Source organism: Kitasatospora sp. NPDC097691 (genome assembly GCF_040302665.1).
Taxonomy (GTDB): domain Bacteria; phylum Actinomycetota; class Actinomycetes; order Streptomycetales; family Streptomycetaceae; genus Kitasatospora.
The window spans coordinates 73,526-84,393 of record NZ_JBEORY010000016.1 but is presented as its reverse complement, the minus strand read 5'-3'; the positions used below and the strand labels follow the sequence as shown (position 1 = coordinate 84,393).

Annotated in this window: 7 protein-coding genes and 1 pseudogene; 7 read left to right on the top strand and 1 reads right to left on the bottom strand. The window is 71.9% G+C overall.

What is annotated here, in order from left to right:
• The first annotated feature begins 330 nt into the window (after positions 1 to 330).
• The 7 genes from ABTY56_RS14370 (at position 331) to ABTY56_RS14340 (ending at position 8,634) form a co-directional block, all read left to right on the top strand.
• On the top strand, positions 331 to 1,812 hold the full coding sequence (locus ABTY56_RS14370) for an arabinofuranosidase catalytic domain-containing protein (RefSeq protein ID WP_350629068.1): 1,482 nt from the start codon (positions 331 to 333) through the stop codon (positions 1,810 to 1,812).
• 212 nt (positions 1,813 to 2,024) lie between these two features.
• Complete coding sequence (locus ABTY56_RS14365) at positions 2,025 to 2,678, top strand: MOSC domain-containing protein (protein ID WP_350629067.1); 654 nt, start codon at positions 2,025 to 2,027, stop codon at positions 2,676 to 2,678.
• A gap of 331 nt (positions 2,679 to 3,009) precedes the next feature.
• The gene (locus ABTY56_RS14360) at positions 3,010 to 4,041 is read left to right on the top strand and encodes a LacI family DNA-binding transcriptional regulator (protein WP_350629066.1); all 1,032 of its coding nucleotides are present in this window, start codon (positions 3,010 to 3,012) and stop codon (positions 4,039 to 4,041) included.
• 348 nt (positions 4,042 to 4,389) lie between these two features.
• Entirely contained in the window at positions 4,390 to 6,087 is a 1,698-nt protein-coding gene (locus tag ABTY56_RS14355; protein WP_350629065.1) for a ribulokinase, read from the top strand.
• Positions 6,084 to 6,755 (top strand): L-ribulose-5-phosphate 4-epimerase, encoded by a 672-nt coding sequence (locus ABTY56_RS14350; protein WP_350629064.1) that lies wholly within the window; start codon positions 6,084 to 6,086, stop codon positions 6,753 to 6,755. Before ABTY56_RS14355 ends, ABTY56_RS14350 begins: the two co-directional genes overlap by 4 nt.
• Positions 6,756 to 6,767: 12 nt before the next feature.
• Positions 6,768 to 8,273: an L-arabinose isomerase gene (gene araA / locus ABTY56_RS14345; RefSeq protein WP_350629063.1), complete on the top strand. Its 1,506-nt coding sequence runs from the start codon at positions 6,768 to 6,770 to the stop codon at positions 8,271 to 8,273.
• A 151-nt stretch (positions 8,274 to 8,424) separates the two neighbouring features.
• A complete protein-coding gene (locus ABTY56_RS14340; RefSeq protein ID WP_502893114.1) occupies positions 8,425 to 8,634 on the top strand; it encodes an aldose epimerase family protein in 210 nt (69 codons plus the stop codon).
• A 66-nt stretch (positions 8,635 to 8,700) separates the two neighbouring features.
• On the opposite strand, the pseudogene ABTY56_RS14335 reads toward ABTY56_RS14340, so the two are convergent.
• Positions 8,701 to 10,839 (bottom strand): annotated as a pseudogene (locus ABTY56_RS14335) (beta-galactosidase); the annotation flags it as partial.
• Between the last annotated feature and the right edge of the window lie 29 nt (positions 10,840 to 10,868).

Sequence of the window (10,868 nt, the reverse complement as noted above, 5' to 3'; positions counted from 1 at the left end):
ATCTCGGCCGACGCGTGGGGGAGCCGGTGGAAGGCGCGGCGAACCGGCGCGGGCGATCAGGTGTACCGGTGTTGGAGTGTGAGCGCTAACAATCTCCAGCGTCAACCACCGTGCAGCTAAGGGTGGGTGATGATCCGTCGGCCGCCCCGGTCCCTGTCGATCGCTTCGGTGTGAATCGGTCGAAAGCCTTGACGGAGCACGGTGGGCGCGGGCACTGTCACCGATTCAGGAACCCTCCACCTCCAGCCCGGGTCGGTACAGGTCGCCGCGGGCAGGATTGTTAGCGCTCACATTCCCGTGGCCGCGCTCAACGATGAGCAGGGAGACCCCATGAGTGACAGCAACAGGACAACCCGTGGAATCGGTGTACGACGGCGCCTCGCCCGAGCCGGGGCGGCCCTCGCCGTCCTCGTCGGCGCCCTGGCCGGCGCCACCGCGACGAGCGGCGTGGCGCAGGCGGCCGCACAGGGTCCGTGCGACGTGTACGCCGCCGGCGGCACGCCCTGCGTCGCCGCGCACAGCACCACCCGCGCGCTCTACGCCAGGTACGCCGGGCCGCTGTACCAGGTCAGGCGCTCGTCGGACCAGGCGCTCCGGGACATCGGCGTGCTGAGCACCGGCGGCTACGCCGACGCGGCGGCGCAGGATGCCTTCTGTGCCGGCACCACCTGCGTGATCACCGTGATCTACGACCAGAGCGGTCGGAGCAACCACCTCACCCAGGCACCCGGGGGAGGGGCCGCCTCCGGTCCGGACAACCTCGCGGACGCGGCCGCGGCGCCCACCACGCTGAACGGTCACCGGGCCTACGGTGTGTACGTGGCGCCGGGCACCGGCTACCGCAACAACCACACCTCGGGCATCGCCACCGGCGACCAGCCCGAGGGGATGTACGCGATCCTGGACGGCACGCACTACAACGGCGGCTGCTGCTTCGACTACGGCAACGCCGAGACGAGCAGCAACGACACCGGCAACGGTCACATGGAGGCCATCTACTTCGGCAACATCAAGGTCTGGGGCTACGGCACCGGCCCGGGCCCCTGGGTGATGGCCGACCTGGAGAACGGCCTGTTCTCCGGGGCCAATACGGGCTACAACGCCAACGACCCGACGGTGAACCACCGCTACCTGACGGCCATGGTCAAGGGCGCGCCGAACCAGTGGGCGATCCGCGCCGGCGACGCCCGGTCCGGCGGCCTGTCGACGTTCTACTCCGGGCCGCGCCCGAACGCGTCGGGCTACAACCCGATGCACAAGGAGGGCGCGATCATCCTCGGCATCGGCGGGGACAACAGCAAGGGCGCCCGCGGCACCTTCTACGAGGGCGTGATGACCGCCGGCTACCCGTCGGAGGCAACCGAGAACGCCGTCCAGGCCGACATCGTCGCCGCCGGCTACGCCAACTCCCCGGCCACCGCAGGGGCGGTGCGCGGCACCGGCTCGGGCAAGTGCCTGGACGTCCCCAACGCCTCCGCCACCGCCGGGACGCAGGCGCAGATCTACACCTGCTGGGGCGGGGCGAACCAGACCTGGACGCGCACCGCCGACGGGCAGCTCACGGTGAACGTCTCCGGCAGCACGCTGTGCCTGGACGCGTACGGCGGCGCGACGGCCGACGGCACCAAGGTGGTGACCTGGCCCTGCAACGGCGGTGCCAACCAGCAATGGCGCTTCAACGCCGACGGCACCGTCACGGGCGTTCCGTCCGGCCGGTGCCTGGACGTCGCCGGCGCGGCCGTCGCCGACTCCACGCCCGTCCAGCTGTGGAGCTGTTGGGGCGGCGACAACCAGAAGTGGACCCTCGGATAGGACCCACCCCGGTCGGGCCCGGTCCCGCTGCCACGCGGAGCCGGGCCCGGCCGACCGGCCGGTGGCGGAGGGCGGGCCGGTGGCGGAGGGCGGGCCGACGGCGAACAACACCGTTCGGCGCGAGGGGGGCCGAGTGGAGCAGAAGGTCGATTTCGAGACGCGGCTGGGAAATCGGTCGCCCCGGGCGTGCGAGGATTCGTACAGTCGCCGGCATGAAACTGCTCTCCGTCAACGTAGGCAGGCCCCGTCCCAACCCCTGGAAGGGCCTCAGCGCCACGGGCATCGACAAGCAGCCGGTCGACGGTCCCGTCAGGGTCACGTCCCCGGGCCCGAAGGGCACCGGTGCGGTCGGTCTCGCGGGCGACCGCGTCTACGACGTGAAGAACCACGGCGGTTCCGACCAGGCCGTCTATGCCTACGCCCGCGAGGATCTCGACCGTTGGGAGACCGAGCTCGGGAGGCGGCTCGCCAACGGCGTCTTCGGGGAGAACCTCACGACCGTCGGCCTCGACGTCAACGGTGCCCTGATCGGTGAGCGCTGGCGCATCGGGGCGGACGTGGTCCTGGAGGTGTCGTGCGCCCGGATCCCGTGTGCGACCTTCCAGGGGTGGTTGCAGCGAGAGGGCTGGATCTCGCGTTTCACCCGGGCCGCGGTGCCGGGCGCCTACCTACGAGTGATCGAGCCCGGGGACATCCGGGCCGGCGACCCCGTCGAGATCGTGCACCGGCCCGACCATGACGTGACCGTCGACGTCGTTTTCCGTGCCATGACACTCGAACCGGACCTGCTGCCGCGACTCCTGGTCGCCGACGCGTTGCCCGAGGCGGATCGGGCACTGGCTCGCAGGCGTACCGTGGGTAGATGATCGAGTTCTGCACGGGATCGTCCGCGTGAGTGCGACGAGGGTGCACCGCTGTCGCCAGGGCAGGGGGATGCGCGGCATGTCGGTCCGATCCGCCCGGCCTGATCGCGATGCGTGTGCAAACGCTCACGAGTTGCTTCCGCCTCCGTAATCCACGGGACCATGATCCGGCAAGGTCCCCCGCGTGGGAGCTGTGAGCGCTAACTTGGCACTATCGGCACATGTCGGCGACCCGAAGGACTGGTATGAAGGGAAGCCGCCTGTTGAACCGAGGGTGACGGATTGGCCTGGACCTGGTCGCGTACTGTGGTTCCAGCCGAGGAGGGGACTGCGAGTGGGAACCGACAGCGCCGGGACGGAACAGCGCCAGCCCGTGATGGCGGACGTGGCCAAACTGGCGGGGGTCTCCCACCAGACGGTGTCCCGGGTGCTCAACGGCGCCCCGCACGTCCGGCCCGACACCCGGGACCGGGTGCTGGCGGCCATACGGGAACTGGACTATCGCCCCAACTCGGCCGCCCGCGCGCTGGTCACCCGCCGCTCGCAGACCCTCGGCGTGGTGAGCTTCGACTCGACCCTCTACGGCCCGGCGTCGATGCTGGACGGGATCGAGCGCGCCGCGCGGAGCGCCGGGTACTTCGTGAGCGTGACCAGCCTGCGCTCCCTGGACGGCCGTTCGGTCCAGGAGGCCGTCGACCGGCTGCGCGACCAAGGGGTTGAGGGCGTCGTCGTGATCGCGCCGCAGACCTCCGCCGTCAGCGCGGTGGCCCGGCTCTCCAGCTCCGTGCCGCTCGTCGCCGTCGGTTCGGGCAACCAGACCCAGGTGCCCATGGTGTCGGTGGGCAACCGCTACGGTGCGGGCGAGGCCACCGGGCACCTGCTCGACCTGGGCCACCGCACCGTCCACCACGTGGCCGGGCCGGCCAACTGGCTGGAGAGCCAGGACCGCGAGGAGGGCTGGCGGCTCACGCTGCAGGCCGCCGGGGCCCCCGTGCCGGAGGTGGAGCGCGGCGACTGGAGCGCCCGCTCGGGCTACCAGGCCGGACTGCGGATCGCCGGACTGGGCGACGTCACCGCTGTCTTCTGCGCCAACGACCACATGGCCCTCGGCCTGCTGCGCGCCCTGCACGAGGCCGGCCGGTCCGTCCCCTACGACATCAGCGTGGTCGGCTTCGACGACATCCCGGAGGCCGCCTACTTCACCCCGCCGCTGACCACCGTGCGGCAGGACTTCGGCGAACTCGGCCGCAGAGCCCTGGAACTTCTCGTCGGCGAACTCGAGGGCGTGGCGCCCGCCGAGACCCAGGTACAGATCGCCCCGGAGATGGTGCTGCGCCGCAGCGTCGCCCCCATCGGGCACCGGTGATCCGGTGGCCGGAACGTAGGCGGCGCCCTCCGGCCGCGGTCGCGCGCCCGGCTGGTGGCGGTCGTTGGCCCCGCCGTTCGCCGACGTCCGGTCCGGCTGACGAAACCTGCCTTGACAGCACATATGTTAACGCTAACAATCTCTGTGAGCGCTAACAAAGTCGCTCCAAAGACTCCGCTGGCGGGCAACGACGTCGCCTCCGTCCGTCCGCCGGCGGCCCACCTTCCGCCCCTCCTCCGACGGAGCCGGCGGAACGGAACCCGTCGCCGGTGCGGTCCGCCCTGCCCCGGAACCGGACCGCACCGGCGACGGGCGACAACACCGCCCTCCCGCACGAAGGATGAGGAAGTGACCGTGATTCCTGCCACCCGGGACTCGGAGGGATACGTCGTCGGCGTCGACTTCGGCACCCTCTCCGGCCGCGCCGTGGTGGTCCGCGTGCGTGACGGCGAAGAGGTCGGCACCGCCGTCCACGACTACCCGCACGCCGTCGTCGAGCGCGAACTGCCCGGCACCGGACGACCGCTCCCGCCCGACTGGGCGCTCCAGCACCCCGCGGACTGGCGCGACGTGCTGCGCACCGCCGTCCCGGCGGCGCTCGCCGACGCCGGCATCGACCCCGTCGACGTCATCGGCATCGCCACCGACTTCACCGCCTGCACGGTCCTCCCGGTGCTCGCCGACGGCACCTCCCTGGCGGAGACGCCCGACTGGGCGCCGTACCCGCACGCCTGGCCCAAACTCTGGAAGCACCACGCCGCCCAGGGCCAGGCGGACCGGATCAACGCGCTGGCCCACGCCCGCGGGGAGAAGTGGATCTCCCGGTACGGCGGCCGGATCTCCGCCGAGTGGCAGTACGCCAAGGCCCTGCAGGTCCTGGAGGAGGACCCGGCCGTCTACGCCGCCTGCGCCCGCTGGATCGAGGCAGCCGACTGGATCGTCTGGCAGCTCACCGGCGCCGAGAGCCGCAACACCTGCACCGCGGGCTACAAGGGCATCCACCAGGACGGCAGTTACCCGAGCGAGGACTACCTCGCCGCACTCCACCCGGACTTCGCCGACTTCGCCCGCACCCGCCTGGAGCTCCCGCTCTCCCCGCTCGGCTCCCGGGTCGGATCCCTCACCGCACAGGCGGCGCAGTGGACCGGCCTGCCCGAGGGGATCGCGGTGGCGGCGGGCAACGTCGACGCCCACGTCGCCGCACCCGCCGCCCGGGCCGTCGACAACGGCCAGCTCCTCGCCATCATGGGCACGTCCACCTGCCACGTCGTCAACGGCGCCGCGCTGGCCGAGGTCCCCGGCATGTGCGGCGTCGTCGAGGACGGCATCATCGCCGGCTCCTACGGCTACGAAGCCGGCCAGAGCGCCGTCGGAGACATCTTCGCCTGGTGGCTGCGCCAGGGCCTGCCCGCCGACTACCTGGCCGAGGCCGAGCGGAACGGCGAGGACGCGCACCGGCTCCTCACCCGCAAGGCCGCCGCCCAACCCGTCGGCGCCCACGGCCTGGTGGCGCTCGACTGGATGAACGGCAACCGCTCCACCCTGGTCGACCACCACCTCTCCGGCGTGATCGCCGGACTCACCCTGGCCACCCGGCCCGAGGAGATCTACCGCGCCCTGCTGGAGGCCACCGCCTTCGGCACCCGCGTCATCGTCGAGGCCCTGGAGCGGGGCGGCGTCCCCGTCACCGAGTTCGTCGTCACCGGCGGCCTCAAGAAGAACGAACTGCTCATGCAGATCTACGCCGACGTGCTGCGCCGCCCGGTGTCGGTCGCCGAGTCGGAGCAGGGGCCGGCGCTCGGCTCGGCGATCCACGCCGCCGTCGCCGCCGGGGCCCACCCCGACGTCCGGACCGCGGCCGCCGCCATGGGTCGGGTGCGTCCGGCGGCGTACCTGCCGGACCACGCCGCCGCCGACGTCTACGACCGGCTCTTCGCCGAGTACCGGGCCCTGCACGACCACTTCGGCCTCGGCGCCGACAAGCTCCTGCACCGCCTGCGCGACATCCGCGATGCCGCCCTCACCCCGACGAGCGAGGCCCTGTGAACGCGACCACCAACCTCATCCGCCGGCAGGTCAGCGATCTCCACCAGGAACTGGTCCGCTACGACCTGGTGGTCTGGACGGCGGGCAACGTCTCCGCCCGGATCCCCGGCGAGGACCTGCTCGTGATCAAACCGAGCGGTGTCCCCTACGACGACCTGTCGGCGCAGAACATGATCGTGTGCGACCTGGACGGCAACGTCGTCGAGGGCGACCACTCGCCCTCCTCCGACACGGCGGCGCACGCCTACGTCTACCGTCACATGCCCGAGGTCGGTGGAGTGGTCCACACCCACTCCACCTTCGCCAGCGCATGGGCCGCCCGGGGCGAGGCCGTGCCCTGCGTCCTCACCGCGATGGCCGACGAGTTCGGTGCCGAGATCCCGGTGGGACCGTTCGCCCTGATCGGCGACGACTCGATCGGCCGCGGCATCGTGGACACCCTCAGGGGCCACCGCTCGCCCGCCGTCCTCATGCAGAACCACGGCGTCTTCACCATCGGCAAGGACGCCAGGGCCGCCGTCAAGGCCGCCGTGATGTGCGAGGACGTGGCCCGCACCGTCCACCTCTCCCGGCAGCTCGGCGAGCCGCTGCCGATCGCCCAGGCGGACATCGACAGCCTCAATTTCCGCTACCAGAACGTCTACGGCCAGCACCCCGAGGCCCGGTAAGGAGTCACCACCATGACGTCACTCGCAGGACGCGAGATCTGGTTCCTGACCGGCAGTCAGGGCCTCTATGGTGAGGAGACGCTGCGGCAGGTCGCGGAGCAGTCCCAGCACATCTCCGAAGCACTGAACCGCGCCTCGGCCGTGCCGGTCGAGGTCGTCTGGAAGCCCGTCCTCACCGACGCCGCCGCGATCCGCCGCATCTGTCTGGAGGCCAACGCCGAGGACCGGTGCATCGGCCTGATCGCCTGGATGCACACCTTCTCCCCGGCGAAGATGTGGATCGCCGGTCTGGACGCCCTGCAGAAGCCGCTGCTGCACCTGCACACCCAGGCGAACGTCGAACTCCCCTGGCAGTCCATCGACATGGACTTCATGAACCTGAACCAGGCCGCCCACGGCGACCGCGAGTTCGGCTACATCCAGTCCCGCCTCGGCGTCGCCCGCAAGACCGTCGCCGGACACGTCACCGACCCCTCCGTGACCTCCCGGATCGCCTCCTGGGTGCGCGCCGCCGCAGGCCGCGCCGAACTGCGCGGCCTGAAGCTCGCCCGCTTCGGCGACAACATGCGCGACGTCGCCGTCACCGAGGGCGACAAGGTCGAGGCCCAGCGCCGCTTCGGCGTCTCCGTCAACACCTACGGCGTCAACGACCTCGTCGCCGCCGTGGACGCCACGGCCGACGCCGACGTCACCGAGCTCGTCAAGGAGTACGAGGACAGCTACCACCTCGCGGCCGAGCTGCGGGCCGGCGGGGAGCGCCACGAGTCCCTGCGCTACGCGGCGCGGATCGAACTCGGCCTGCGGGGTTTCCTGGAAGAGGGCGGCTTCAAAGCCTTCACCACCAACTTCGAGGACCTCGGCGGCCTGCGCCAGCTGCCCGGCCTGGCCGTGCAGCGGCTGATGGCCGACGGCTACGGCTTCGGCGGCGAGGGCGACTGGAAGACCTCCACGCTGCTGCGCACCCTCAAGGTGACCGCCACCGGCCTGGCCGGCGGCACCTCCTTCATGGAGGACTACACCTACCACCTGGAACCCGGCCGCGAGCTGATCCTCGGGGCGCACATGCTGGAGGTCTGCCCGAGCATCGCGGCTGCCACCCCTTCGTGCGAGATCCACCCGCTCGGCATCGGCGGCCGCGAGGACCCGGTCCGCCTGGTCTTCGACGCCGAGCCCGGCCCCGCGGTGGTGGTCGGCCTCGCCGACCTCGGCGACCGCTTCCGGCTGGTCGCGAACGACGTCGATGTCGTCGAGCCGCCGGCGCCGCTGCCCAACCTGCCCGTGGCCCGCGCCGTCTGGAAGCCGCGCCCCGACCTCCACACCTCCGCCGAGGCGTGGCTGACGGCGGGAGCGCCGCACCACACCGTGTTCTCCGGCGCGCTCGGCGCCGAGGAACTGGAGGACCTGGCCGAGATGCTGGGCGTGGAGCTCCTGGTGATCGACGAGGACACGTCCATCCGCCGGTTCACGAAGGAAATCCGCTGGAACCAGGCCTACCACCGACTGGCCCAGGGGATGTGACGCACCACCACCGTGCCGACGACGCCCGCCCGCACGGCGGGCGTCGTCGTTCTCCACATCGCACCGCACCGAACGCAATGGAGCAGCACCCGTGCCGAAGGCCGCCGTGCTGAGCCACCCGGCCACCGGCCGTCGCGTCGAGTGCTTCACGATGGAGCCGGGGCACCAGGTCTACACCGGGAACCACTTCGACGGCTCGCCGACCGGCCGCTCCGGTCGCCCGTACCCCGCTTACGCGGGCATCGCGCTGGAGACGCAGCACTTCCCGGACTCGCCCAACCGGCCCGAGTACTCCTCCACCGTCCTGCGTCCGGGGGAGGAGTACGGCTCGATGACGGTCTACCGCTTCCTGACCGAGTAGGAGTGCGGTCGGGGGGGTGAAAGGGGGGCGGTGGCTCGGCGGAGCCCACCGCCCCCTTTCACAGCGGGCGACGAACACCCGTACGTCCCACGCGTTCAGGGAGAGCGAGCCTCCGGACGCGACCGCGGTGTCGTCCAGGACGTCGGTCAGTTCCACGGGCGCCCGGACGTCGGCGGGCTGCCAGCTCCAGTTGTGGACGACGTGGACGCGGCGTCCGTCGGGGGATGTCCCGGTCGTCGCGGTGACGGAGGCCGGCAGGTCGCGCCACTCGCCGACGGGAACCGGAGCCAGCCAGACGGCGAGCTCCCGGGCGAGGTCGCGTCCGGGCACCGTGCCGACGCAGGTCACCCGGCCCTCGCCGTGGCGGCGGGTGGTGACGGCGGACCAGCGGCCGAAGTGGGGGTGCTCGTAGCCGGCCAGTACCGTGGCGTCGGTGGTCGTGAGGCACTCCACCCAGCGGGTCGCGGTGGCGCCCGCCGGCAGCGCCAGCGGACTGCCGGGGGCGGTGCGCAGCGGGAGGTCCGAGGCCAGGTTGCCGAACTCGTCGTACCAGGCGCCCGCGGCGGTCGCCAGGCGCGGCGGGGCGGTCTCGTGGCGGGCCCGGGCCTCGTGGTCGGCGTAGCCGGTGCGGGGGCCGAGCACCAGGTGGCCGCCGGCCTCGGCGTAGGCGGCGAGCCAGTCGAGCAGGGAGTCCCCGGCGAGGTAGAGCCCGGGGACGATCAGCACGGGGTGGCGCCGCGCGGCCTCGCCGGGTGCCAGGCCCGCACTCCCCCCAGCCTCCGGCCGGGGGACCCCCATGCCCCGGGCGTCGTGCAGCTGTCGGGCGTGCAGGATCCGCACCTGGCGGCCGGCCTCGAACGCACCGCGGTAGAACGGGTCGAAGAGGCGGTGGTAGGAGGTCGGGTCGGGGCTGCCGTCCGGCTTCGCCAGCGGTGGGTACTTCTGCATCAGCCACTTGCTGGGCATCGAGTAGACCATCGCGATGTCGGCGTCGGGCTCGATCCCGGCGACCAGCGGTCCGGCGGTCTCGAACTCGGCTCCGAGCCGCGCGAGTTCGGCGTAGACCCGGCCGGGCCTGCCGCTGTGGGGGAGGATGCCGCCCCAGTAGGTCTCGGCGCCGAAGTGCAGGGTGTGCCAGTGCCAGTACTCGATCATCCGGGCACCGCGGGAGACCAGCGCCCAGGCGGCCTGCCGCCACTGGCCGTCGAAGGCCGGCCGGTTCTCCGAGGTGCCGCTGATGGCCTGGGCGTTGGTCTCGGTGACGAGGAACGGTTCCTGGCGGGAGGAGAAGATCCGGTCGGCGCTCTGGTACAGCGCCCACACGCCGGTGGTCTTCCACTGCTGCTCGTGGTCGTCCGGGGTGGGGTCGGGCAGGGCGAGGGCGTCCTGCATGTCGTAGTACGGGTTGCCGGCGGTGACGTCGAGGGCGTCGGTGATCTCGTCGTCCTCCATCGCGGGGTGGTTGTAGGCGAGGCAGGTGGTGACGAACTGGTCCGGGCGGGCGTACTCGCGGGTGATCCCGGCCTGCCAGGCGATGAACTCGGTGGTCCGGCGGGCCTGGAACGCCCGCCAGGCGACGTCGTACTGGGGCTGCTGGTTGTCGTCGGGCCGCCACAGGTCGGCCCAGGTGGAGAGGCGGTGCGACCAGTGGACCAGGCCCCATTCCCGGTTGAGGGTCTCCACGTCGCCGTAGGTGTGGCGCAGGTGGTCGACGAAGCGCTGGAAGATGCCGTCGTTGTGCGGCAGGCGCAGGCCGGGCTCGTTGTCGACCTGGAAGCCGATGACGGCCGGGTGTGCGGCGTGGCGGCCGAGGATCGCCCGGGTGACGCGTTCGGCGTGGTGGCGGAAGGCCGGGTGGGAGAAGTCGGCCTCCTGGCGGCCGCCCCAGCCCGTGCGCTGCCCCGTGGCCCGGTCGCCGACGATCTCCGGGTACTGCCGGGCCAGCCACGGCGGCACGGCGTAGGTGGGGGTGCCCAGGACGACCGCGATGCCGCGCTCGTGGGCGCCGTCGAGGACGGGGGTCAGCCAGTTGAGGTCGAACCGTCCGTTCTCCGGTTCCCAGGTGGACCAGACGGACTCGCCGACCCGGATGACGGTGAACTTCGCTTCCGCCATCAGGTCGAGGTCCGCCTTGAGCCGTTCGTACGGCTGGTACTCGTGGTAGTAGGCGGCGCCGAACAGCACGCGCGGGGGCAGCGGGGCCATGGATGCACCTCGGGACGTGTGGGAGCCCC